Consider the following 23406-nt stretch of genomic DNA (forward strand, 5'->3'; position numbering starts at 1 on the left):
GTAGGAGGGAAATCCGGCCGCACCAAACGACCCCGGAACCCCCGAACACGTCATTGGGTACGGCCGGAAAAGACGACTACTGTGCGCGGCACCGCTCACCCCGGACAGGGTTTTCGAGCGGGCAGCGCCCGCATGCGCTCATGAATCCAGCGGGCGTGCAGCCGTCTTTCCCGAAGGAGAAACCGCCGTGCCGTACACCCTGCACCGAGGCGACGCGCTCACCGTCCTGAAGACCCTGCCCGACGAGTCCGTCGACGCAGTGATCACCGACCCGCCGTACAACTCCGGCGGGCGGACATCCTCGGAGCGCACCGCCCGGACCGCGCGGGCGAAGTACACCAGCGGGGACGCCGGCCACGATCTGGCGAACTTCCCGGGCGAGAACCGCGACCAGCGCTCGTACCGGGCGTGGCTGACCGACCTGCTGACCGAGTCGTACCGGGCGGCCCGCGAGCACGCGGTGGTGATGGTGTTCACGGACTGGAGGCAGGAGCCGACTACGTCGGACGCGCTGCAGATGGCGGGCTGGACCTGGTCCGGCACCATCCCGTGGATCAAGCCTGCGTCCCGGCCGAGGAAGGGTGGGCCGAAGCAGGATTCGGAGTTCATCCTCTGGGGTGTTAAGGGCACCCTCGACAAGACCCGCGATCTCTACCTTCCGGGCCACTACGTCGCCTCCCAGCCCCGCAAGGGCCGGGTCCACATCACCCAGAAGCCGGTCGAGGTGATGCGCCAGCTCGTCCAGGTTGCCCGCCCCGGCGGAACCGTCCTCGACCCCTTCACCGGCTCCGGCTCCACCGGAGTCGCCGCGCTGAAGGAGGGCCGGAGCTTCATCGGAATCGAGCTGTCCGACCACTACGCCGAAGTCGCCGAGCAGCGCCTGCGCGAGGCCGTCCTCACCCGGGACGACGTCGACCTCGCCGGACCGGAGCAGTGAACAGACCCGCGCCCCGGACTGGGGCGGAAACAAGAAGAGGGCGGTTGCCGAACCCGGTGCTCCGGGGCACGGCAACCGCCCTCACCACGCCAGCGCCGGGGTCAGCCGGCCTCGACGCTCCGCCGGATCAGGTCCCCGGCCCGCTCCAGATCGGCGTGCGATCTGATCCGCACCTCCAGAGCCCCCGTGCCGTGGAATCCGATACCGCGGACGTCCCGGGTGAAGCCCTCAACCAGCTCCACCGAGTCCGGGTCCACCTTCAGCGTCACCACCAGCGTCCGCTTCCGGGGCTGCACCTTCACCGACGCCACGTTCTTCATCCGCCGGTACCCGAAGTAGCACTGGAGGGCCTCCCGCTGCACCGAGCCCGACTCCGTCAGCACCGCGTCCAGGTCCGCGAACAGGTCCTTCAGCTCCTGCGGCGCCGCGTCCAGGTGCTGCTGCGCCGTCTTGCCCCCACCAGAAGTCGGCACCTCCTCCACCGGGACGGTCGCTCCGGGGACTGCACGGGAACGGGGAACGACCGGAGTGCTGGACGAGCCGGTGAACGAGGCGACCAGCCGCAGCGTGACCACGTCCTCGAACACCCGGTACGCCACCAGGTCGATCCGGTGCCGGATCATCTCCAGCGCCACCACCGTGTGCGGCGTGAAATCCCCCGCCACGCACACGATCCGCGGACGGCTCCAGTCCACCGACCCCGCCGCCTCCGCCCCGAGACGGTCCCGCACCAGGCCCTCGAACTCCGCGTGGCTGTCGTTCAGCCACGCCAGATACGACAGCGCCTGCGTCACCACCTCTTTGTCCCGGGTCCGCTTGTACTCGACGATCACCGGCGCCCCGGTCTCGTCCAGCCCCAGCGAGTCGATCCGCCCCCGGTGCCGGCCCGTCTCGTACTCCGACGCCAGAAACCGGATCCCCAGCATCGCCTCCATGTTCCCCTCAATGAGCGACTGCAGCTCCCGCTCCAGCGCCACCGACGAACCCGACATCTCCACCGCACGCCCGCCATCCACACGGAACGCCCTCAGATCACCCACACGAACCCCCAGCCCATCGGCAGATCGACTGGGCAGAGAATCCCCCGGGACCAGCGGATATTCCGCCGATATGGAAACGTGACCAAGCAGGCAGCGCTGGCGGTGATGCCTACTGGCCTAGGGACGGGCTCTGGTGTCGTCACGTCACCCCTCGCCGTGGCCACCCTTGTCCACGAGATCCTCCAGAAGGATCGGACGCCGGGGCATTACTTTGAGCGTCTTCGGGGCAGGCTTGTTTATCACCTCGTGGATTTTGTGGTCGAGGTCTGCCCACATCGCAGGAATATCATCAGAGGCTGGTCCTGTAGGGAGGAAGGCGGCGGGGGTCTCCCCGTCCATGGTCTTGCAGGAACTTCTCATGGCCGCGTCCAAAATCTGATCGGCCAGCTTCGACACATTGGCCGGTGACACCGCACCCAAGCAGAGCAGGGCATAACCGGCCTCCTCAGCCGCTTGGCCGACCGCTTCAAACCTACGTCGGAGTTCACTGCTTGAAGAGCCTTGCTGCTTCGCTGCCCGAAATGCGAGGGCACCTGCAAGCCACATCTGAATGAACGCACGGAACTTTTGGTAGGTCGCCAAGAAGTCAATGTGCTCAGGATGTGCAGCGAGAGCATACGGAGAAAACGGGCTCAGGTTCGCCTTGTATTGGAGCATGGACAAGCGGTCGATATGGCCTCGATCGAAGAGTGTATGGCAGTTAGGGCAGAGGGCGATCATGTTCTCGAACTCATGTTGCCGTACCTCCTCCCAGCGCTGGATGTGGGCAATTTCGAGAATGGGCACCCGACAGGTCGGTATGGCACAGCGATGGCCAGCTTCCACGCGAAGCCGACGGTCCAACTTACGAGGAACTGCAGGTCGGTTGGCAGGCATGTGCATCATGCTAGATGAGGTGAGTTAAGCCTGAGAGGGTGCGCGCCATGCAGGGAAGGTGAAATTTGCCCGATTTCGGGAGGCTTTGAAATTTGTGAGCAGAGGGTGACCCTATTTCGGGAGTCGGTGCTTCTTTCTTTCCATTTCCTGCTTCACGTAAAAAGTCAGAAGGGTGAGGAGGCCAAAGTGTGAGATCAGTACACTGGATACAATCAGGGAGTCACCCATCCATTCCGGTGCGCTACCGTCATCTATGACGGGAACCCAGAGGTAGAGTGTGCAGGTAGTGATAAGCCAGTTACCTGTTTCCTTTGGTCGTCTTTTTGCTCGTAGCTCAAAGAAGATCGTCAGGGCTAGCCAGGAAATGAAAATGTAGAGGCCGCCGACGGTAAGGACGGGATTCAGTTCCGTGTAATTTCTTACGAATCGCACCTGATGGGGCCACTCGAACACCAGTAGGAAGGCAAGGAGAAGTAGCGGGGAAACTTGAAATGACAATCGCGCAATCCGCTTTGCTGGCAGCTCGTGGCGAAGCAAGATTTCCGCCCAGCCCTCGAAGAGCGGATTCGGTGCCTTGTTAGGATCAAGGCCGTCTAGTGCGCGAGAAATCGCCGCGAACGCTTCCTCTAACGTGAAATCTCGGAGCTTCATCCCGGTTGAGTCGATGTAACCCTCGATCTGGGCCGCAAAGTCAAGGATGGTGTCCGAGTTCAAGCGAGAAGTTGGAGGTATTATGATTCGCTTGACGGGGTTGGTCGTTTTATTGAGTTCCTCGGTTAGGTTAACCCAGACAAGCGCCTTCGTGGTCACGTCATACACAATCCCCACGACTGGAATTCTACTTTCCTTCCAGTCCTCGTGGTGATCGTCAATCGGCAACGTGTAATCCTTGGCGCGCTTGTATTTATTGCCCGCCTTCACTTGAATGGCAAGAACGTGACCCGTCCGACGTCCCGACCTCGTAAGAAGTACATGTAGATCTTCGCCGTGATCGTTTCCGCCTTCGATCTCTTGGACAATGTGACCATGAGCTTCCAGCAGTGTCCGCACGGCGTTCACGCCAGCTCGCTCGATGATTCGGTTCTGCCTAACCCGTGCCATGCTCCCCCTCCGCTCGCTGTCACGATAACGAGGTTCTAGCCTTCCAGGCTCACCGATCCGCGAATCTGACTAGCGATATGGCGCACTGTCAGCGGACACGGTGACCGTGCAGACCACCTTGCCTTGAGTAAGCGGTGTCTGTGGAAAGGTTGTGCAGGCGAGCAACACACGGCGCACGCCTGCTACTGCGGCAACGGCGATACCTCCACCGTTATCCCAGCGCGCTGCCCGGAACGCACCTCAGATGACGCCGAGCCGCGTAGCAGCTCGCAGCTCGTGACCTCAGCCGCTCCCGGTCCTGACCGCCTAACCTGCGCTTGAAGGGAAGAAGCCAGCACGGTCGCCTTCTTGCAGGCCGAACCGGTGGGTGCGGGCTTGGGCGATGACATCGCGGGGAGGGTCACCGTTCTCGAAGATGATCACCTGTCCTGGGAAGGTGAGCATGTTGCGGTAGAAGTGATCAACGACGGTCGATGTCATCGGTACGTCGTCGCCTGGGGCGTCGCTCTGGGGGTCGCTGTGGGGGCCGCGGTAGGTGACGACGGGCGAGTCGAGGACGACGAGTCCGGGGTGCGGCCGGTCATGCTCACGGCAGTAGTGGGCCAGGGCCGTGGTGAATGCGGAGTGCAGCACGGAGCGGACGCCTTTGCCCCGAGAGGCCCGCAGTCGGTTACCTGCCCTGATCTCCATCTGGTACTGGTCGTACTCCGCGAACTCGACAGAGGGCACCTTCCACGCCTCTAGCGTGCCCTGGAGGACGTGATCAAACGCGGAGAGTACCCGGTTCGGAATGTACTCGGCGGGCCGGTGGGTGGGCGTTGCGGCTTCACCGTCCAGCTGCGACCGGCGTTCTTCCAGTTCCTCGATGCGCTGGTGAAGGTCCAGGTCACGTTCGATGGCCGAGCGGACCTCAAGATGCTGGTCCATGTCCTCACGCAGTGGGGCGAGCCGCCCTCGAGTAATGGAGATATCCGCGTCGAGGCGAGCAGCGGATGCCTTCAACTCCTCCCTGCGGCTGCTGAGTTCTTCGAACTGGCTGTGGAGGTCGCGCATGGTCGGCCGAAGGTCATCGAGGAGGGAGGTGGTCTTGGCGATCTCGGTCTCCACTGCGAGATGCAGCTGGGTCGTCTCGCGTTCGCTGTGATCGGGGTGCTGGTGTTCGGGTTCGGCGCCGCAGAAGACGCAGGTGCCGACCTTGAAGAACCCCAGGAGGTTGCCGGCTTCGGTGACCATGATGAGCCGGTCGATGTCGGAGCGGTACTGCTCTTCCAGCAGAGTGAACCGGGACATGAGGTCGCCGACCTCGGCCAGACGCACTTCTATCCCGGCCAGCCCCTCCGTGACCGACATACGTTCGGCCACGGAGTTCAAGTGCTGTTGGGTGATGGTCTCGACTGCGCGGGAGTAGCCGTCGATGGTTGTCTGCAGGCGCCGGTGCCGGTCGCGGAGTTCCTGGACGTTCTCGGAGGTACTGAGCTTGTTCTGCAGGTCGACGATGATCCGGTCGAGGAGGCCGACCTGCCCTTTGTTGACTCGGCGCTGGCCGGCGTTCATCCCGGTGGTGGCTTCGGCCTCGCCTTCCCCGGTCAGCAGCAGCCGCATGGCGGAGGCCGCTGCGGTCTTCCCACTGGCCGAGAAGGAGTGCAGGACCGGGGAGCGTTTGTCGACCATGCGGTTCTCGGGAACGACCGAGAGGTGCACCAGGTCGCTCAGGCGCAGCTCGCGCGTGCTGCCTGCGTCGTTCGTGCGGATGCGCAGGTCGTCCCATCCCAGGTGGCCCAGGAGGAACTGGGAGAGGCTGTTCTTGCTGCGCGCGGTGTGCTTGGCCGTGACGTCGAAGTCGGAGGGACGGGTGACCTGTTCCCGCAGGTCGGCCCAGTGCACGTGGATGGCATTGCTGTCCGGGACGCGCAGCAGGGTGAGCGGGGTACCGTCGTCGAGTTCGAGGCCGAGGAGGATCTGGCTGTATCCCTCGGCTTCGGAGACGAGGTCGAGCTTGCTGCCGCCGAGCATGTACTCGATGGACTCCGCGACGAACGATTTGCCGGTGTCTGAGGCGCCGTAGACGACGGTGAGGGACGGGTCGAAGTCCACTGTGGCGAGCGGCTTGGTCGCGGAGGCGTAGGTGAGGTGTGTCAGACGCAGGTCAGCCATGGCCGGCCCCTTCGGATGCGGAGCCTGTTGCGGCGCGGTTGATGATCTGATGGGTCACGCTGCGGGCGTGCGCGGGGGAGGCGTAGTGGCGGAGAGCCCACTCGGCGCGTTCGCGCAGCGATGCGATGTATGGGGCTTCCAGCACTTCGATGAAGGTGGGGCCGTTTTCCGTTGCCGCGTACATGAGGCCGTCGTCGCTGCTGACGATGTCGGCCAGCCCGGCCCGGATCAGCACGAGAAGACCTTGTTCGAGGAGTTCTCGCTTCCTGCCGAGCTCGCCCTCCCGGGTCGGCAGGTCGGGATGGAGGCTGCGCGGGCCGCCGAACTCGCCGCTGTGGAGTACGAGGTAGTCCAGAGCGACGAGCTGTGCGAGGTCCAAGGGCTGGGGGTGGCTCTCGGCCAGGAGGACAAGGGCGCGCACGCCGACCTCGAGTGGGCTGTTGAGCGGGGTCACTGTTCTCCCTCCCGGCACCAGATAAGGCGGTTGTCGTTGGCCAGGTGGTGACAGACCCCCTTGCGGACCTCCGGTCCCACGTAGGGCTTGAGGACCGTCTCGGTCACCTCCACGGTGCCCGCGCAGATCGTGACGGCTGCGTGCCGTTCCCAGCCATTCGGATGGGCCCGCTCCGCCTCCTCCACGACAATCGTGTAGACATCCTCTTTAACCTGGTCAAAGTAGTCTGATGTGGTCGAATCCCGCGCGAAAACGCGCACCGACTCTGCGGCGAAGAAGGCCACCCGCTGCCGCAGAAGATGCCCCTTGGCCTCGGCTACGTCGTCGACCTGCTCCAGACTGTCTATCTTGTCCGGGAACCGCTCCCGGTAGACATCGACGAGGCGCTGCACATACCGTGCCTCGTCGTGCCGGGGCAGCTCGGGAGGAGTCAGCTTCATCGGCCCGCTCGCCGGCGGAACGTGCGGGAATCGCGCGAGCCAGTGCGGCGTGGTCATGTGCTCTTCGAGCACCTGATCGAGATCGATGCACGAGAACATGCCGAAGTCGGTGCCTTCCGCCAGCTCCACGACTCTACGGCGCTCGTCATCATCGAGTTTGGCCACGAGCTTGTCCTTGGTCGTGGACAGGTCCTCCAGGAACTTCGCCCGGCACTCGGACGGCTTCGAGATGAGGCGCTTCAGGCTGACAGCGAAGGTGAGAGCAACGAAGACGTAGCGGCTGGGGACGGTGAAGTGACCGGCCGCGGCGGCCACGAACATCTTCCGCATCTCCTGGGCCGCAATGGCCCAAGTCAGATCCCGCGCGTACTGCTTGCACTGGTAGTTGTGCCATTCCCCCTCCAGCTTCGCCTGCGTCAGGAAGCCAGCCACGTCGATACCGTGGTCCCCCGACCCTCCCTGCCGTTCAACGAGGTCGTACTTCACCCCCTGCGTCGGCACCCATTCCTTCACGAACTCCTCGAACTCAGTGGGGTCGTACAGGAGAGTGACCGTCTGCTTCGGCGTCGCCATCCTCGGCATGCTTAGCCTAGGCGGCAGCACTGTCAGTGCCCGCGGCTCCTCGCCCCCCGGCTGGCCGTCATGCTGGCTCGTCACGCCATCCCCCCTTGCTGCGCTTGGCGATCTCCACAGATATCACCGGGACGGAGCCACATCCAGACCCGAACAGCGGCGCGAACTGCTGCATGGTCGGGTTCGTTCGCCAATAAGCCGCGACCGGCAGTGCTCTGGCCTCCAGCGGAAGGCTCCAGGCTGGCCACTGCAGATCGCGTCCGCATCCCCGCCGCTCAGCCGTCGTCGGCTTCCTGAAGGCGCACACAGGCTCAGCTCGGAGAGCGGGGCTGTCCACGACGACTCGAATGCCGTCGTCACACCAGCCACATCAAGATCATTGCATCAGGGCCAGGCAGAGCGTCCCGTCCCAGCTCTGGCAGCGGACGCGACCTCCACCTTCCGAGGGACTGGGGCCCTGCCCTGGGCCATCCGGAAGACTGCTTGCGCAGGGATTTCCCAGGGACTTTTCAGGGACTTTCACGCTTGCCCCAGGGCTAATCCAGGGACATTCCACCGTGCAAGCAGGGAAGGCCCTGACAGCGCTGAAAGACACAAAAGCACTGGTCAGGGCCTATTTCATCAGCACTCGATGATGTTCACCGCGAGCCCGCCCCGCGCCGTCTCCTTGTACTTGACCGACATGTCCGCGCCCGTCTCCTTCATGGTCTTGATGACCTTGTCGAGGGAGACCAGATGGCTGCCGTCGCCGCGCATCGCCATCTTTGCCGCCGTGACGGCCTTCACCGCCGCCATGCCGTTGCGCTCGATGCACGGGATCTGCACCAGACCGCCCACCGGGTCGCAGGTCAGGCCCAGGTTGTGCTCCATGCCGATCTCGGCCGCGTTCTCCACTTGGGCGGCGGTGCCGCCGAGGACCTCGGCGAGGGCGCCCGCCGCCATCGAGCAGGCCGAGCCGACCTCGCCCTGGCAGCCGACCTCGGCGCCGGAGATGGAGGCGTTCTCCTTGAAGAGCATGCCGATCGCGCCGGCCGCCAGCAGGAACCGTACGATGCCGTCCTCGTCGGCGCCGGGCACGAAGTTCATGTAGTGGTGGAGCACCGCCGGGATGATGCCCGCCGCGCCGTTGGTGGGGGCCGTGACGACCCGGCCGCCCGCTGCGTTCTCCTCGTTGACGGCCATCGCGTAGAGGGTGATCCACTCCATCGCCAGGGCCGCGGGATCGCCTTCGGCCCGCAGCTGGCGGGCCGTGTTCGCGGCCCGGCGGCGGACCTTCAGCCCGCCCGGCAGGATGCCCTCTCGGGACAGCCCGCGCGCCACGCACGCCTGCATGACCTGCCAGATCTCCAGCAGCCCGGTACGGATCTCCTCCTCCGTGCGCCAGGCCTTCTCGTTCTCCAGCATCAGGGACGAGATGGACAGACCCGTCTCCCGGGCGAGCCGGAGCAGCTCGTCGCCGGTGCGGAAGGGGTACTTCAGCACGGTGTCGTCGAGCTTGATGCGGTCCTCGCCGACCGCGTCGTCGTCGACGACGAACCCGCCGCCGACCGAGTAGTACGTCTTCTCCAGGACCGTGCCGCCGTCGGCGTCGTACGCCCGGATCGTCATCCCGTTGGCGTGGTACGGCAGCGCCTTGCGGCGGTGCAGCACCAGGTCCTCGTCGAAGTCGAAGGGGATCTCGTGCGCGCCCAGCAGGGAGATCCGGCCGGACTCCCTGATCTGCGCCACCTGCTCGTCGGCGGTCTCCACATCGACCGTGCGCGGGGAGTTCCCCTCCAGGCCGAGCAGTACGGCCTTCGGGGTGCCGTGGCCGTGGCCGGTCGCGCCGAGGGAGCCGTACAGCTCCGCCCGTACGGCGGCGGTGTGGGCGAGCAGGCCCTCGTTCTTCAGCCGGCGGGCGAACATCCGCGCCGCGCGCATCGGGCCGACCGTGTGCGAGCTGGACGGGCCGATGCCTATCGAGAACAGGTCGAAGACCGAGATGGCCACGTGAAACTCCTGAGGGTGGGGAGACGCCGTTGTCTGCCACGGTGCGGTGGTGCGGGTGGGGCAGGGGTGAGGCTCTGGGGAAAGGGCGGTCGGAGGTGCGGAGCGCGGCGGGGGCACCGGCTCACCTTTCAGTGTGCGCGATGCCCCCGATGTCCGTACGATCGTACAAAAGTACGAATACGGGTTACTTCAGGCCGGGGTAGAGCGGGTGCTTGTCCGCCAGGGCCGTGACCCGGCCGCGCAGGGCCTCGGCGTCGTACCCGGGCTTCAGCGTCTCCGCGATGATGTCGGCGACCTCGCGGAAGTCGTCCGCCCCGAAACCGCGGGTGGCCAGGGCGGGCGTGCCGATCCGCAGACCCGAGGTGACCATCGGCGGCCGCGGGTCGTTCGGGATCGCGTTCCGGTTGACCGTGATGCCGACCTCGTGGAGCCGGTCCTCCGCCTGCTGTCCGTCCAGCTCCGAGTGGCGCAGGTCGACCAGGACCAGATGGACGTCGGTGCCGCCGGACAGGACGGAGACCCCGTGCTCGGTGACGTCCGCCTTCACCAGGCGCTCGGCCAGGATCTTGGCGCCGTCCAGGGTGCGCTGCTGGCGCTCCTTGAACTCCTCGGAGGCCGCGACCTTGAAGGAGACCGCCTTCGCGGCGACGACATGCTCCAGCGGGCCGCCCTGCTGACCCGGGAAGACCGCGGAGTTGATCTTCTTGGCCAGTTCGGCCGTGGAGAGGATCACACCGCCGCGGGGGCCGCCCAGCGTCTTGTGCGTGGTCGTGGTCACGACATGGGCGTGCGGCACCGGGTTCGGGTGCAGCCCGGCCGCGACCAGGCCCGCGAAGTGGGCCATGTCGACCATCAGATAGGCGCCGACCTCGTCCGCGATCCGGCGGAAGGCGGCGAAGTCGAGCTGCCGCGGATAGGCGGACCAGCCCGCGACGATCAGCTTGGGCCGGGACTCCTTGGCCAGCTTCTCGACCTCGGTCATGTCCACCTGGCCGGTGGCGTCGTCCACGTGGTACGCGACCACGTTGTAGAGCTTGCCCGAGAAGTTGATCTTCATGCCGTGGGTGAGGTGCCCGCCGTGCGCGAGGTTCAGACCCATGATCGTGTCGCCGGGCTTCAGCAGGGCGAACATCGCCGCCGCGTTGGCCTGCGCGCCCGAGTGGGGCTGGACATTGGCGTGCTCGGCGCCGAACAGCGCCTTGACCCGGTCGATGGCGATCTGCTCGACCACGTCGACGTGCTCGCAGCCGCCGTAGTAACGGCGGCCGGGGTAGCCCTCGGCGTACTTGTTGGTGAGGACCGAACCCTGGGCCTCCATCACCGCGACCGGTGCGAAGTTCTCGGAGGCGATCATCTCCAGCGTGGACTGCTGGCGGTGGAGCTCGGCGTCGACGGCGGCGGCGACATCCGGGTCCAGCTCGTGGAGAGGGGTATTGAGAAGCGACATATCGGTAGGTATCCCTGTCGTCAGCTCTTGGTGAACTCGGCGTACTCGTCGGCGGAGAGCAGATCGTCCGGCTCCTCCGCCACGCGCACCTTGAACAGCCAGCCGCCCTCGAAGGGCGCGCTGTTCACCAGCGAGGGGTCGTCCACGACGTCCTGGTTGATCTCCGTGACCTCGCCCGACACCGGGGAGTACAGGTCACTGACGGACTTCGTGGACTCCAGCTCGCCGCAGGACTCGCCCGCGGAGACCTGCGCGCCCACTTCGGGAAGCTGTGCGAACACGACATCACCCAGTGCGTTGGCCGCGAACTCGGTGATCCCGACCGTCGACACGCCGTCCTCGGCGGCCGTCAGCCACTCGTGCTCCTTGCTGTAGCGAAGCTGCTGGGGGTTGCTCATGGGGTGAATTCTCCTGTACGCGGACGGTGCGGATGAACGGACCCGGACCGTGGCGACGTGCATCTGGTCACGTACGGCGTCCGGGCGGCCATGGGGCGGGGAAACAGGGAAAGACGGATGAGGCAGAAAGAATGAAGAGGAGAGGAGGCGCGGGTGGGTTACTTCTGCCGGCGGTAGAAGGGGAGCGCCACGACCTCGTACGGCTCGTGCGCACCGCGGATGTCGACCCCGACCCCGGCGGTCCCGGGCGCGGCGTGCGCGGCGTCCACGTACGCCATGGCGATCGGCTTGCCGAGGGTGGGGGAGGGGGCGCCGGAGGTGACCTCGCCGATCACCGCGCCGTCCGCCACCACCGGATATCCGGCGCGCGGCACCCGGCGGCCCTGGGCGACCAGTCCGACGAGGGTACGCGGCGGGGTGCCCGCGGCCCGCTCGGCGGCGGCCTCCAGCGCCTTGCGCCCGACGAAGTCGCCCTCCTTCTCGAACTTGACCACCCGGCCGAGACCGGCGTCGAAGGGGGTGAGCGCGGTCGTCAGCTCGTGCCCGTACAGCGGCATCCCCGCCTCCAGGCGCAGCGTGTCCCGGCAGGACAGACCGCAGGGCACCAGGCCCGCGTCCGCGCCCGCCTCGGTCAGCGCCCGCCACAGGCCCTCCGCGTGCTCGGGCGCCACGAAGAGTTCGAAGCCGTCCTCACCGGTGTAGCCCGTGCGGGCGATCAGCGCCGGAACCCCGGCGACCGTGCCCGGCAGGCCCGCGTAGTACTTCAGCCCGTCGAGGTCGGCGTCCGTGACGGACTTCAGGATTCCGGGGGCCTCGGGGCCCTGGACGGCGATCAGCGCATAGGCGTCGCGGTCGTCGCGCACCTCCGCGTCGAAGCCCGCGGACCGCTCGGTCAGCGCGTCCAGCACGGTCTGGGCGTTGCCCGCGTTCGCCACGACCAGATACTCCGTGTCACCGGTCCGGTACACAATGAGATCGTCGAGGATGCCGCCGTCCTCGCGGCAGATCATCGTGTAGCGGGCGCGGCCGGGGCCGACCGTCGAGATGTTGCCGACCAGCGCGTAGTCCAGCAGGGCGACGGCCTGAGGGCCGGACACGGTGATCTCGCCCATGTGGGAGAGGTCGAAGAGCCCGGCCCGGGTGCGTACGGCCTGGTGCTCCTCGCGCTCACTGGCGTACCGCAGCGGCATGTCCCAGCCCGCGAAGTCGGTCATGGTCGCACCCAGGGAGCGGTGCAGGGCGTCGAGGGCGGTACGGCGGGGGGCAGTGCTCATGAACGGGTTCTCCCAGGCATGACGGATTCCATGACGACGAGGACGTTCCTCCCCATCTGTCATCGGAACCTGAGAGGTTCGTCGCGACCCCGCGTACGGATGGACGTACGGACGGGAGGGCGCGACTTGCACCTTGGGTGGGGCCGGCGATGCGGCCCGCTTTTCAGATCTGCCTCATCGCACGCGGTACGGGGCCTGAGAGATTCAAGGGAGGAACTTGCTCCTTCGGCGCCCGGAGTCGTGCTCCGGGTCTCTCCCGCGCGGATTCGAACGGCCGGTATGCAGTTGGCGCGCACATCATTGCACGCAGAACGGGAAGTGCGGGAGCCCCGGCCCGGTTGTTCTCGATACGGGGACGCCCGGGGGACGGCTCTAGGGCTTGTGGAGACGGCTGGTCACGGGCGCGCGGCGGGAGCGGCGCGCGGACGGGCGCACGACAGCGGGGAACCGCTACGGGTGTGACACCGGTCTTACCGGGGAAAACGGCGCTGTGCGGGGCGAAGCCGGGAGAAACGCACGACACGACAGGAGGAACGTGAGACGGATTCGAGGAGCAACACGGGAAATGCCGGAAAAATCGCTTGCATCTCATTACCATTTCTTTACGGTCCGTTGATGCTCCATGGGCATGTGTGTGGGTGACCCGACCATGGGGGAGGAGGGTGTGATGACGTTGCAGCGCTCCAGCGCCTACGCCACGACCGCGGGGGTGCCCGCACAGCCGGCAGCGCCCGTGCGGGAGCGGGTGGGCGCGCACGCACCGCCCGTGCTGCGCGATCTCCGGGGCCGCGCGGGCCGCGGGCCGCGGGCGCTCACGTTCGCGGCGGGCGATCTCGTGGTGGTCTCCGGGCTGCCCGGCAGCGGAAAGTCCACCCTGATCAAAAGGGCGGTCGCCGCGGCGGGAGCCCGCCCGGCCGCCGGTTCCGGTTCGGGTTCCGTTTCCCCGGGCGGACCGGACGCTCCGGAGGGATCCGATACCGGGGCCGGTCCCGGTATCGCGACGGAAGCCGGTCCGGCCTGCGGAATCGACTCCCAGGACACCCGGGACCGCTGGGACGCGGCCGTGCCCCGCCTCCTCCCGTACGCCCTCTACCGCCCCTTCGTCCGCCTCGCCCACTACGCCGGGCTGCGCCGGGCGCTCCGGTCCGGCCGGTCCGTCGTGGTCCACGACTGCGGCACCCAGGCCTGGGTCCGGCGCTGGCTGGCCCGCGAGGCCCGCCGCAGAGGCACCGGACTCCATCTGATGCTGCTCGACGTCCCGCCCGAGGTGGCCCGCCAGGGCCAGCGGGAGCGCGGCCGCGGGGTGTCCGGATACGCCTTCGCCCGCCACCGGCGGGCCGCGGGCCGGCTGATCGCCGACGCCGAGGCCGGCCGGGCCCCGGCCGGCTGCGCGTCCGTGATCCTGCTGGACCGCCCCGCCGCGACTGCGCTCGACCGGATCGGCTTCACCGCGGGCTGACCCGCCCGGAGCCCTCTTCCGCCGCCCGTACCTCGTTCCCGTACCACTAGAGTCGTCGGCACACCGAGCGGGGACCCGGGGGGCCGGGGGGAGAGGGCGAACAGGGATGAACGTGGCGGAGCAACCGGACTCGCGACCGTACGGAGGGGCGCCCGGCAGCCCGTACGCGCCCTGGCCGGTCAACGAGCTGGAGGAGACCCTCGCCGCCTCCCTGGGCGACCCGGGCGCGGGCGCCCGGGTCGTCGAGGTGCTCGGCCGCAGCCCCGTCTGGGTGCCGCTGCCCAACGGCGGCGGGCCCGAGAGCAGGGAACTCGACCTGCCGATGGTCGAGATCGACGGCGCGGCCTACGTCCCCGTCTTCAGCTCCGAGGAGCAGTACCGGGCCTGCGTCGGCGAGCTGATGTCGTACACGGTCGCACCCGCCCGTGACTTCGCCCGCGGACTGCCGCCGCAGGTCGGCATCGTGCTCAATCCGGACGGGACCGTCGGGGTCCCGCTGCCGCCGGCCGCCGTCGCCGAACTCTGCAGGGCCGGGCACAGCCCGCTGGACGGCCCGGCGAGCGGCGGCCGGGTCCGGCTCTCCGAACCCGACTGGCAGGACGATCCGGTGGACTTCCTGGCGGCTGCGTCGGAGGAGTTCGGGGCGGTGGGCGTGGTGGCCACCGCGCGCCGGGCTCTGGCCTCCGTCGAGGGCGACGACCCCGCGCTCTTCATCGGCGTCCAGCTCTTCCCCGCCGGAACCCCGGAGGCCGTACTCGACGCCCTGGGCCGCGCCCTGGGCCGCTGCGCGGTTCGCTGGCCGGTGAACACGATCTTCCTGGACCTGACCGACGATCCGGTGGCCGACTGGTTCCGTACCTCGGTACGGCCCTTCTTCGAGGGCGAACTCCGTCTCCGCGGCGGCGCGGGGGCCCGTCTCTAGGCCGTGTCTGACAAATAGCGTCGTCCGCCCGTAGGGCGGGGCCTGCGGCGGTCGGTGCGTGCAATCGCAAGGCGGAGGGTTTCCCTCGTACTGGACGTACTCGGGAAATCCCGACAACGCTGGGGGCACCTCCCGTGCCCGAAGGGCACAGGGGGAGAGTGTGCGTGCCGGGCGTCGCGGGCCAGACGGGATTTGTCAGACACGGCCTAGATCCTGTCGGGGCAGCAGAAGGCCCCGCCGTACGGTCCGCGGGGAACCGGCCGACGACCCCGCCGCGTCGCGGAGGACGCCACCAAACGAAGGGGCGCGCCGTAAGCTGGGGGCGGTCCGGGCCGCGGCCCGGGGGTACGGACGACCGTTGGGACAAGAGGGGCGGGACAGGGTGAGCGCGTCAGGCACGGCCGCGGCCGGGCAGATCGAGCACATGCTCCGCCAGGTGACGCCGGGGCGCTACGACGCGTACGAGGCGCTCCTCTCGGCCCTCGCCGATCCGGCCGGCGGCCGGATCTGGATGCTGCTGTGGAACGGCCGTCCCGGCACGCCGGACGCCCAGTACGGCAATCTGGAGGTCGACGGCCACGGCTACGCGCCCGCCGTCACCTCCGCCCAGGAACTCTCCGCGTCGGGCTGGAGCCGTGCCCACGAGGTGGTCAGCGGGCTCGACATCGCCCGCGCCCTCTACCCCGACCGCTGGGGCATCTGGCTCAATCCGCATGCCCCCGGCGGCGGGGTCGGCATCCCGTGGACCGATCTGCGGCGGATCGCGACCGGGCTCGACCGGATGCCCGCAGGCCCGCTGCGGCTCTCCGAACCGGCGATCGACATCCCCCAGTTCTACGCCCTGCTGGCACGGAACGCCCAGCAGACCCCGGCGGTCCGCTCGCTGCGGCGAGCCTGGGTGCAGCCCGCGCTCGGCGCCCCCTATCTGGCCATCGGGCTGGACCTGTACGACACCAGCCGTCCGTCCGTGGACGCGGTGCGGGCCATGATGCAGCAGTCCATCGCGGCGGTGCCCGACGGGCTGCCGGTGTCGACGGTCGCGCTCTCCGACGAGTACGACCCGGTGGGGATGTGGCTGCTGGCCCATGCCCGGCCGTTCTACGACCGCGAGGCCCAGGCCGCCCCCGCCGGCTACGGCTACCCGCCCGCCGCCGGTCGCTGATCCCGTCTCCTCCACGGCGGTATGCCCGCCGGCTCCTCCGCGCTGCCGGGCTCCGGTCGGTGACCATACGGCCGGAGACCGTCCGGAACCCCCATCCTGCGACCGTTCCGGCCATCCGACGGGTGGCCGGTACACCGTGACCGGCCTGCGGACGGCCGAATGTCGCGCACCTGTTCGGGGAGCGCCGGAGTCCGCCGACCCGCCTAGGGTTTCCCCTCAAGATCAGGTTCATGGCAAGGAAACTGCGGATACGGCTTCCGGGGCGCCTTGGATTCTCAGGACCTCAACTGTCCGATAATCGGAAACTGGCTCAACTGCCCTGGGTACCAAGGGAGATGGCGTCCCGCTCAGCCGCCGATACCGTCCGGATAACGGATTCCCTCGCCATGCATCACGTTTGGGCAACCATTGGCCGGGAGGTCTGGCGAGTGATCGCAGCACCGTTGAAGACTCCCGCAGCAGGGGGACATTCGTCCCCGCGTGCCGCCGGGTCGAACGTACTTCTTGTACCAACTGCTCCACGTGCACCAGATGTTGTGAAAGAAGCCGCTACAGCGGCGGGTACGGGCCGGTCACCTCCGGCCGAGAGGGGTCCCCACCACGATGACGGCACCAATGCACGACACGAGCGCGGACGCGGAGAAGACCGCGACCGGCGAGGTCGCGGCGGCTGTAGTCAAGAAGTCTGTCGAAGGGCGGTCTCTGCGGCAGATCGCCTGGTCCCGGCTGAAGCGGGACAAGCTGGCGCTGGCAGGCGGCATCGTTGTCATCTTCCTCGTGCTCGTCGCGGTCTTCGCCCCGCTGATCGTCGACCTCTTCGGCCATCCGCCGAACAAGTTCCACCAGGACAAGCTGGACCCGCTGTTCAACACCCCGAAGGGCGACTTCGGCGGCATCAGCTCCGAGCATCTGCTGGGCGTCGAGCCGAACACCGGGCGCGACGTCTTCAGCCGGGTGGTCTACGGGGCCCGGATCTCGCTGCTGGTGGCCTTCCTCGCCGCGGTCGTGGCCGTGTTCCTCGGCACCCTCTTCGGCATCGTCGCCGGTTACTTCGGCGGCTGGGTCGACGCGATCATCAGCCGGGTCATGGACATGCTGCTCTCCTTCCCGCAGCTCCTCTTCATCATCTCCCTGGTCGCGGTGTTGCCCAACGACCTGTTCGGACTCACCGGGTCCAGCGTCAGAATCGCCATCCTGGTCGCGGTGATCGGCTTCTTCGGCTGGCCCTACGTCGGGCGCATCGTGCGCGGCCAGACCCTGTCGCTGCGCGAGAAGGAGTACATCGAGGCCGCCCGCAGCCTGGGCGCGGGCCGCCGCTACGTCCTCTTCAAGGAACTGCTGCCCAACCTCGTGGCCCCGATCACCGTCTACGCGACGCTGATGATCCCGACCAACATCCTCACCGAGGCGGCGCTCAGCTTCCTCGGGGCCGGTGTCCGCCCGCCGACCGCGTCCTGGGGCCAGATGCTCTCCACCGCGGTCAAGACCTACGAGTCCGACCCGACCTTCATGGTGATCCCCGGCCTGGCGATCTTCATCACGGTGCTGGCCTTCAACCTCTTCGGCGACGGCGTGCGGGACGCGCTCGACCCCAAGGGCACCCGGTGAGCACCCCCGGCGGCCCCGCCCGGCCGCCGCAGACAACAGAACGTGCCCCTGCCACACCTGTCAGGCGGCTCCCCGATGGTTTCCCGGCGTCGAGCAGGGACCGCGCTACTCCGGAGGTTGCAACAACCATGACTCCCCAACGTTCGTCGAGGCCCGGGCGTATCGCCGTGGCGGCCCTGGTCGTGGCCGCCCTCACGGCCACCGCGGCGTGTGGTGGCGGTGGCGACGACGACAAGGCAGGCGGCAAGGGCGCCGGCTTCAACGCCGGCGCCAAGGGCATCGCGAACCCGTCCACCAAGACGGGCGGCACCCTGAAGTTCATCGGCAAGCAGGATCTGGACTCGGCCGACCCGACCCGCCAGTACTACGGCATGGCCTGGGACTTCTCCCGCTTCTACTCGCGTCAGCTCGTCAGCTACGCCACCAAGCCGGGCGCCGCCGGTGCCGAGCTGGTGCCGGACCTGGCCGCCGGGAAGGCCGTCATCACCAACGGCGGCAAGACCTACACGTACAAGCTCCGGGACGGGATCACCTGGGAGGACGGCACCCCGATCACGTCCAAGGACATCAAGTACGGCATCCAGCGCGTCTGGGCGACGGACGTCCTGCCCGGCGGCCCCGCCTACCTGCGCCAGGTCCTCGACCCGGCCGGTGCCTACAAGGGCCCGTACAAGGACACCACCCCGGACAAGCTCGGTCTGAAGGCCATCCTGACGCCCGACGACAAGACCATCGTCTTCAACCTGCCCAAGGCCAACGGCGACTTCGAGCAGATGCTCGCCATGCCGGCCGGCTCCCCGGTGAAGCGGGAGAAGGACAACGGCGCGCAGTACCAGCTGAAGCCGTTCTCCTCCGGCCCGTACAAGTTCGAGAAGTACGAGCCGAAGAAGAGCATCAGCCTGGTCCGCAACGACAAGTGGAACAAGGCCTCCGACCCGATCCGCCCGGCCCTGCCGGACAAGATCACGGTCACCATCAACTCGAACATCGAGGCCATCGACGAGCTGCTCATCAAGGGCGAGTACGACGTCGACCTGAACGCCACGGGCATGGGCCAGGCCGGCCGTACCAAGGCGCTCAAGGAGCACAAGGACAACGTCGACAACATGACGACGAGCTTCGTCCGCTACGTCGACATCGTCAGCACCCTGGCGCCCTTCAACAACATCGAGTGCCGCAAGGCGGTCATCTACGCGACCGACTTCGCCTCCATCCAGCAGGTCCGCGGCGGCCCGCAGGCCGGTGGCGACATCGCGCCCAACATGCTGCCGAAGGACGTCAAGGGCTCGGACGACTACGACCCGTTCGGCGTGCTGGCGCGCAAGGGCAAGCCGGACACCGCCAAGGCCAAGGAAGCCCTGAAGGCCTGTGGCAAGCCGGAGGGCTTCTCCACCAACATCAGCGCCCGCAGCAACAACCCGGGTGAGGTCCAGGCCGCCGAGGCCCTCCAGGAGTCGCTGTCCGCGGTCGGCATCAAGACCCAGGTCGACCCGATCGACGGCGCCGAGTCGTCGAGCATCACCGGCTCGCCCGCGGTCGTCAAGCAGCGCAACCTCGGTCTGATCATGACCGGCTGGGGTCCGGACTTCCCGACCGGCCAGGGCTTCTCGCAGCCGATCATCGACGGTCGTTTCATCGCGGACAACGCGAACTACAACATGTCGCAGACGAACGACCCGAAGATCAACAAGTTCTTCGACGACGCGCTGCTGGAGACCGACCCCAACAAGGCCGGTGAGATCTACAAGCAGATGAACCACGCCGTCGCGGACCTCGCCGTCCAGATGCCGCTGGTGTACGAGAAGAACATCACCTGGCGCAGCTCGCGGCTGACCAACGCCTACTCCACCGCGGCGTACAGCGGTCGCTACGACTACGTCACCCTCGGCGTCGTCAAGTAGTCCACCGCACCCGAGGATCCCGGTGGTGACCCGCAGCCTCACGGCGCGGGTCACCACCGGCACCACCCCACCATCGCCCAACCCGCCAGTCCCGAAGGGCAGGTGATGGCCTCGGGCGGCGGCCGCGGAGTCCGAAACCCGGACCCCGCGGCCGCCGCCGGGCCGCGCACAGTGCTTGCTTACGTCATCCGGCGATTGTTCGCCGTCGCCATGATGCTGTTGGTCGTGACCCTGACGACCTTCGTCATCTTCTTCGTGCTCCCCAAGTGGGCCGGTTCCGATCCGGCGTATCTCTTCGCCGGAAAGCAGGCCGACCCCGCCGCGATCGAGGGCATCCGGAAGAAGCTGGGCCTCGCCGATCCGGTGCTGGTGCAGTTCTGGAACTTCGTCCAGGGCATCTTCGCCGGCCGGGAGTACGCCAACGGCACCGATGTCACCAAGTGCCCTGCCCCCTGCTTCGGCTACTCCTTCCGTACCGAACAGGCCGTATGGCCGCAGCTCACCGAGGCGATCCCGGTCACCCTGTCGCTCGCGGGCGGCGCCTGTCTGCTCTGGGTCGTCGGCGGTGTCGCCGCCGGTGTGGTCTCCGCACTGCGCCGCGGCACCCTCTGGGACCGGGCCGCGATGACGGTCGCCCTGGCCGGTGTCTCCCTCCCCATCTACTTCACCGGTCTGATCTCGCTGGCCGTTTTCAGCTGGCAGCTGGACTGGGTCAGCGGGGAGTACGAGGCCCTGGCGGACGACCCCGCCCAGTGGTTCCAGAGCCTGATACTGCCGTGGATCACCCTGGCCTTCCTGTACGCCGCGATGTACGCCCGGCTCACCCGCGCCACCATGCTGGAGATCATGGGCGAGGACTACATCCGGACCGCCCGCGCCAAGGGACTGACCGAGCGGGTCGTCATCGGACGGCACGCCATGCGCTCCACCTGGACGCCCGTCCTCACCCTGCTCGGACTCGACCTCGGGGCCCTGCTCGGCGGCGCCGTGCTCACCGAGTCCACGTACAACCTGCCCGGGCTCGGCAAGCTCGCCATCGAGTCGATCAGCTCCAAGGACCTTCCGCTGATCCTCGGCGTCACCCTCTTCGCCGCCCTGTTCATCTGTGTCGCGAACCTCGTCGTGGACATGCTGTACGCCGTCGTCGACCCGCGAGTGAGGATCGGATGACCGAGTCGAAGAAGTCCGAGGCCACCGAAGCCCCGACCACCGAAGCCGCGGCCGCCGAAGCCCCGACCACCGAAGCCGCGGCCGCCGAAGCCCCGGCGACCGCGCCCGGTGAGGTGGCCCCCGCGGGAGCTCCCGCGCCCACCGCGTTCCTGGAGGTCCGGGATCTGCGTGTGCACTTCCCCACCGACGACGGTCTGGTCAAGTCCGTCGACGGGCTGAGCTTCCGGCTGGAGAAGGGCAAGACCCTCGGGATCGTCGGCGAGTCCGGCTCCGGGAAGTCCGTCACCTCGCTGGGGATCATGGGCCTGCACACCGCGGGCCAGCACGGCCGCGGCAAGGCCCGGATATCCGGCGAGATCTGGCTGGACGGTAAGGAACTCCTGAGCAGCGACCCGGACGAGGTGCGCAAGCTCCGCGGCCGGCAGATGGCGATGATCTTCCAGGATCCGCTGTCCGCGCTCCACCCGTACTACACCATCGGCCGTCAGATCGTGGAGGCCTACCGGGTCCACCACGACGTCGACAAGAAGGCCGCCAGGACCCGGGCGATCGAAATGCTCGACCGGGTCGGTATCCCCCAGCCCGACAAGCGGGTCGACAGCTATCCGCACGAGTTCTCCGGCGGGATGCGCCAGCGCGCGATGATCGCGATGTCGCTGGTCAACAACCCCGAACTGCTGATCGCCGACGAGCCGACGACCGCGCTCGACGTGACCGTGCAGGCGCAGATCCTCGACCTGATGCGCGACCTCCAGAAGGAGTTCGGCTCCGCGGTCGTCATCATCACCCACGACCTCGGCGTCGTCGCCGAACTCGCGGACGACATCCTGGTGATGTACGGCGGACGCTGCGTCGAGCGCGGACCGGCCGAGCAGGTCTTCTACGAGCCGCAGCACCCCTACACCTGGGGTCTGCTGGGCTCCATGCCGAGGATCGACCGGGACCAGACCGAGCGGCTCATCCCGGTCAAGGGCTCCCCGCCCAGCCTGATCAACATCCCCGACGGCTGCGCCTTCAACCCGCGGTGCCCGTACGCCGACGTACCCAAGGACAATGTGACGCGCACCGTCCGCCCCGAACTCCAGGAGGTGGGCGGACGGCACTTCTCCGCCTGCCACATGTCCAAGGAGGAGCGGACGCGGATCTGGACCGAAGAGATTGCGCCCAAGCTGTGAGTGACAACGTGAAGATTCCCCAGCAGGCCGACCGGACCGGAGCGGACGACCGGCCCGAGGCACTGCTCCGGGTCGAGGGCCTGGTCAAGCACTTCCCGATCCGCAAGGGGCTGCTGCGGCGGCAGACCGGGGCCGTCCAGGCGGTCGACGGGCTCTCCTTCGACGTCCGTCCCGGCGAGACCCTGGGCGTCGTCGGCGAGTCCGGCTGCGGAAAGTCGACCATGGGCCGGCTGATCACGAGGCTGCTGGAGCCGACCGGCGGGCGCATCGAGTTCCAGGGGCACGACATCACGCACCTCGGGGTCGCGGGCATGCGTCCGCTGCGCCGGGACGTCCAGATGATCTTCCAGGACCCGTATTCGTCGCTGAACCCCCGGCACACCATCGGCACCATCGTCTCGGCGCCGTTCCGGCTCCAGGGCATCGAGCCCGAGGGCGGGGTCAAGAAGGAGGTCCAGCGGCTGCTGGGGCTCGTGGGGCTCAACCCCGAGCACTACAACCGCTATCCGCACGAGTTCTCCGGCGGCCAGCGCCAGCGCATCGGCATCGCCAGGGCGCTGGCCCTGAAGCCGAAGCTGGTGGTCGCGGACGAGCCGGTCTCGGCGCTGGACGTGTCGATCCAGGCCCAGGTGGTCAATCTCCTGGACGACCTCCAGGAAGAGCTGGGCCTCACCTATGTGATCATCGCCCACGACCTTTCCGTGATCCGTCATGTCTCGGACCGGATCGCGGTGATGTACCTGGGCAAGATCGTCGAGCTGGCGGACCGCAAGTCGCTCTACGAGTCGCCCATGCATCCGTACACCAAGGCACTGCTGTCGGCCGTTCCGGTGCCGGACCCGCGGCGGCGGGGTGTCAAGAGCGACCGGATCCTGCTCAAGGGCGATGTCCCCTCGCCGATCGCGCCCCCGCCGGGCTGCCGCTTCCACACCCGCTGCTGGAAGGCGACGGAGCTGTGCCGGACGCAGGAGCCGCCGCTGGTCGAGCTGCGCCCGGGGCAGCAGGTCGCCTGCCACCACCCGGAGAATGCGGAGGATGCCGAGAACGCAGCGGGCACCGGCGGGTCGACTCCCGGCGACAAGCTCCTGACGTCGGCGCGGGAGGCGGTCGAGATCGTCAGCGCGGTGCCGAAGGCGGCTGAGGGCAAGGACCCGGAGGCCGGAACCGGAACGGACCCCGGGGCCGGAGCCGCGACCGGCGGGACCACGGACGGGACCGCGGCCGGGACTGCGGCCGGGACCGAGGAGGAGACCACCGGCGGGACGGCCGCCGCCGACGGTCCGGAGGACACCGGGAAGTAGTCCGCGGCAGCGGAACCGAGCGGGC

General features: G+C 67.8%; 19 protein-coding genes and 1 riboswitch. Of the genes, 9 read left to right on the forward strand and 10 right to left on the reverse strand.

The window, feature by feature from the left end; all coding sequences use genetic code 11:
- Nucleotides 1–187: 187 nt before the first annotated feature.
- The gene (locus tag B7R87_RS24085) at nt 188–937 is read left to right on the forward strand and encodes a DNA-methyltransferase (RefSeq protein WP_006346439.1); all 750 of its coding nucleotides are present in this window, start codon (nt 188–190) and stop codon (nt 935–937) included.
- 101 nt (nt 938–1038) lie between these two features.
- Here B7R87_RS24085 and B7R87_RS24090 read toward each other — a convergent pair whose 3' ends face one another.
- From B7R87_RS24090 to gcvT, 10 genes are all read right to left on the reverse strand, one after another.
- Nucleotides 1039–1977, reverse strand: a complete 939-nt coding sequence (locus B7R87_RS24090; RefSeq protein ID WP_040914072.1) for a DUF5655 domain-containing protein — start codon at nt 1975–1977, stop codon at nt 1039–1041.
- 144 nt (nt 1978–2121) lie between these two features.
- Entirely contained in the window at nt 2122–2862 is a 741-nt protein-coding gene (locus B7R87_RS24095) for an HNH endonuclease signature motif containing protein (protein WP_078902120.1), read from the reverse strand.
- Between the two features lie 102 nt (nt 2863–2964).
- Nucleotides 2965–3954 (reverse strand): DUF4365 domain-containing protein, encoded by a 990-nt coding sequence (locus B7R87_RS24100; RefSeq protein ID WP_078902119.1) that lies wholly within the window; start codon nt 3952–3954, stop codon nt 2965–2967.
- A 306-nt stretch (nt 3955–4260) separates the two neighbouring features.
- Nucleotides 4261–6108 carry a coiled-coil domain-containing protein gene (locus tag B7R87_RS24105; RefSeq protein ID WP_006346435.1) on the reverse strand — a complete coding sequence of 616 codons (1848 nt, stop codon included), beginning with the start codon at nt 6106–6108 and terminating at the stop codon, nt 4261–4263.
- Nucleotides 6101–6562, reverse strand: a complete 462-nt coding sequence (locus tag B7R87_RS24110; protein WP_006346434.1) for an ABC-three component system middle component 2 — start codon at nt 6560–6562, stop codon at nt 6101–6103. Before B7R87_RS24110 ends, B7R87_RS24105 begins: the two co-directional genes overlap by 8 nt.
- Complete coding sequence (locus B7R87_RS24115) at nt 6559–7575, reverse strand: ABC-three component system protein (protein WP_233168916.1); 1017 nt, start codon at nt 7573–7575, stop codon at nt 6559–6561. Before B7R87_RS24115 ends, B7R87_RS24110 begins: the two co-directional genes overlap by 4 nt.
- Before the next feature lie 621 nt (nt 7576–8196).
- A complete protein-coding gene (locus B7R87_RS24120) occupies nt 8197–9564 on the reverse strand; it encodes an L-serine ammonia-lyase (RefSeq protein WP_006346432.1) in 1368 nt (455 codons plus the stop codon).
- 184 nt (nt 9565–9748) lie between these two features.
- Nucleotides 9749–11011 carry a serine hydroxymethyltransferase gene (gene glyA / locus B7R87_RS24125; RefSeq protein WP_006346431.1) on the reverse strand — a complete coding sequence of 421 codons (1263 nt, stop codon included), beginning with the start codon at nt 11009–11011 and terminating at the stop codon, nt 9749–9751.
- Nucleotides 11012–11031: 20 nt separating this feature from the next.
- Nucleotides 11032–11409 carry a glycine cleavage system protein GcvH gene (gene gcvH / locus B7R87_RS24130; protein WP_006346430.1) on the reverse strand — a complete coding sequence of 126 codons (378 nt, stop codon included), beginning with the start codon at nt 11407–11409 and terminating at the stop codon, nt 11032–11034.
- Between the two features lie 158 nt (nt 11410–11567).
- Nucleotides 11568–12683 (reverse strand): glycine cleavage system aminomethyltransferase GcvT, encoded by a 1116-nt coding sequence (gene gcvT, locus B7R87_RS24135; protein ID WP_006346429.1) that lies wholly within the window; start codon nt 12681–12683, stop codon nt 11568–11570.
- Nucleotides 12684–12857: 174 nt separating this feature from the next.
- Nucleotides 12858–12952, reverse strand: a riboswitch (glycine riboswitch).
- Between the two features lie 398 nt (nt 12953–13350).
- Here gcvT and B7R87_RS24140 point away from each other — a divergent pair.
- The 8 genes from B7R87_RS24140 (at nt 13351) to B7R87_RS24175 (ending at nt 23381) form a co-directional block, all read left to right on the forward strand.
- Nucleotides 13351–14142, forward strand: coding sequence for an ATP-binding protein (locus B7R87_RS24140; protein WP_130585201.1), 792 nt, complete (start codon nt 13351–13353; stop codon nt 14140–14142).
- 106 nt (nt 14143–14248) lie between these two features.
- Nucleotides 14249–15064: an enhanced serine sensitivity protein SseB gene (locus B7R87_RS24145; RefSeq protein WP_006346427.1), complete on the forward strand. Its 816-nt coding sequence runs from the start codon at nt 14249–14251 to the stop codon at nt 15062–15064.
- A 382-nt stretch (nt 15065–15446) separates the two neighbouring features.
- Nucleotides 15447–16226 carry an enhanced serine sensitivity protein SseB C-terminal domain-containing protein gene (locus B7R87_RS24150; protein WP_006346426.1) on the forward strand — a complete coding sequence of 260 codons (780 nt, stop codon included), beginning with the start codon at nt 15447–15449 and terminating at the stop codon, nt 16224–16226.
- A gap of 603 nt (nt 16227–16829) precedes the next feature.
- Nucleotides 16830–17834 carry an ABC transporter permease gene (locus B7R87_RS24155; RefSeq protein ID WP_040914067.1) on the forward strand — a complete coding sequence of 335 codons (1005 nt, stop codon included), beginning with the start codon at nt 16830–16832 and terminating at the stop codon, nt 17832–17834.
- 128 nt (nt 17835–17962) lie between these two features.
- Nucleotides 17963–19735 (forward strand): ABC transporter substrate-binding protein, encoded by a 1773-nt coding sequence (locus tag B7R87_RS24160; RefSeq protein ID WP_040914066.1) that lies wholly within the window; start codon nt 17963–17965, stop codon nt 19733–19735.
- A 195-nt stretch (nt 19736–19930) separates the two neighbouring features.
- A complete protein-coding gene (locus B7R87_RS24165; protein WP_006346423.1) occupies nt 19931–20905 on the forward strand; it encodes an ABC transporter permease in 975 nt (324 codons plus the stop codon).
- Complete coding sequence (locus B7R87_RS24170; protein WP_006346422.1) at nt 20902–22080, forward strand: ABC transporter ATP-binding protein; 1179 nt, start codon at nt 20902–20904, stop codon at nt 22078–22080. The genes B7R87_RS24165 and B7R87_RS24170 overlap by 4 nt, the downstream gene beginning before the upstream one ends.
- On the forward strand, nt 22077–23381 hold the full coding sequence (locus tag B7R87_RS24175) for an ABC transporter ATP-binding protein (protein ID WP_006346421.1): 1305 nt from the start codon (nt 22077–22079) through the stop codon (nt 23379–23381). The genes B7R87_RS24170 and B7R87_RS24175 overlap by 4 nt, the downstream gene beginning before the upstream one ends.
- Nucleotides 23382–23406: the final 25 nt, after the last annotated feature.

This window comes from Streptomyces tsukubensis, assembly GCF_003932715.1.
In the GTDB taxonomy this organism is placed as follows: domain Bacteria; phylum Actinomycetota; class Actinomycetes; order Streptomycetales; family Streptomycetaceae; genus Streptomyces; species Streptomyces tsukubensis.

Excerpts from the sequence above, each read along its gene's own strand:
- B7R87_RS24140 (WP_130585201.1), top strand. The coding sequence starts at position 13,351 with ATGACGTTGCAGCGCTCCAGCGCCTACGCCACGACCGCGGGGGTGCCC.
- B7R87_RS24145 (WP_006346427.1), top strand. The coding sequence starts at position 14,249 with ATGAACGTGGCGGAGCAACCGGACTCGCGACCGTACGGAGGGGCGCCC.
- gcvH (WP_006346430.1), bottom strand. The coding sequence starts at position 11,409 with ATGAGCAACCCCCAGCAGCTTCGCTACAGCAAGGAGCACGAGTGGCTG.
- B7R87_RS24160 (WP_040914066.1), top strand. The coding sequence starts at position 17,963 with ATGACTCCCCAACGTTCGTCGAGGCCCGGGCGTATCGCCGTGGCGGCC.
- glyA (WP_006346431.1), bottom strand. The coding sequence starts at position 11,011 with ATGTCGCTTCTCAATACCCCTCTCCACGAGCTGGACCCGGATGTCGCC.
- B7R87_RS24170 (WP_006346422.1), top strand. The coding sequence starts at position 20,902 with ATGACCGAGTCGAAGAAGTCCGAGGCCACCGAAGCCCCGACCACCGAA.
- B7R87_RS24155 (WP_040914067.1), top strand. The coding sequence starts at position 16,830 with ATGACGGCACCAATGCACGACACGAGCGCGGACGCGGAGAAGACCGCG.
- B7R87_RS24115 (WP_233168916.1), bottom strand. The coding sequence starts at position 7,575 with ATGGCGACGCCGAAGCAGACGGTCACTCTCCTGTACGACCCCACTGAG.
- B7R87_RS24100 (WP_078902119.1), bottom strand. The coding sequence starts at position 3,954 with ATGGCACGGGTTAGGCAGAACCGAATCATCGAGCGAGCTGGCGTGAAC.
- B7R87_RS24105 (WP_006346435.1), bottom strand. The coding sequence starts at position 6,108 with ATGGCTGACCTGCGTCTGACACACCTCACCTACGCCTCCGCGACCAAG.
- gcvT (WP_006346429.1), bottom strand. The coding sequence starts at position 12,683 with ATGAGCACTGCCCCCCGCCGTACCGCCCTCGACGCCCTGCACCGCTCC.
- B7R87_RS24095 (WP_078902120.1), bottom strand. The coding sequence starts at position 2,862 with ATGATGCACATGCCTGCCAACCGACCTGCAGTTCCTCGTAAGTTGGAC.